The sequence below is a fragment of the Priestia sp. P5_B4 genome (assembly GCF_056400385.1).
Genome location: NZ_JBFULJ010001424.1, coordinates 1 through 625, shown reverse-complemented (window position 1 = coordinate 625; position 625 = coordinate 1). Strand labels below are relative to the sequence as shown.

Sequence of the window (625 nt, the reverse complement as noted above, 5' to 3'; positions counted from 1 at the left end):
GTGTTAAATTCGTTTAAAGGTGAAGTGACCGTTCTTACTCGTGAACCAACAGAAGTTCGAATTGACGGCGCTCATGTCATTTCATCTCCTGTTCCGATGTCACTGCTTATCATCGATGAATCCACTATATGGATTAATATGCCTTATGGCGGAAAGAAAGAAGCGTTTATGGTCGCTAGAATTGAGTCAAAGCTAGGCGCTAAACAGCTTATTCGGTCGATTGACTTTACCGAAGATAAAACAAGAAATCAAGAAACGAAAATGTATATAGAAACAAATAAACCACAATATTCTTTGAGCAATTATCTTCGCAGCTGGGATCGCTGTGAATCTTGTCAGCATATGCGAGAAGTAGAGATAACAAAAAAAGGAAAAGTAAGGTTTATTTGCTATTATTGCGGGAAAACAAGTGGGGCAACACGTTTATTAATGGAAAAATATTTAAACTACGTACATGCTGTATGTAAAGCATGCAAGCAGCCGATGAACGTAGATTATGATGAAAATAAAGGCGTCTACGCATGTTGTCCATCGTGCAAAAAGGAAGTTTTGCCTAGAGATTTATTGTAACTTTAGGAAAAGGGCGTGATCTTATCGTTTACTCTCGTAATGTAGCGGCTTTAGC

1 protein-coding gene is annotated in these 625 nt (G+C 38.2%); it reads left to right on the top strand.

All coding sequences use genetic code 11. The features are described from left to right. Nucleotides 1-570: phospholipase D-like domain-containing protein (locus AC1DRF_RS31370; RefSeq protein WP_477742748.1), on the top strand; the 570-nt coding region annotated here is incomplete at its 5' end. Nucleotides 571-625 lie beyond the last annotated feature (55 nt).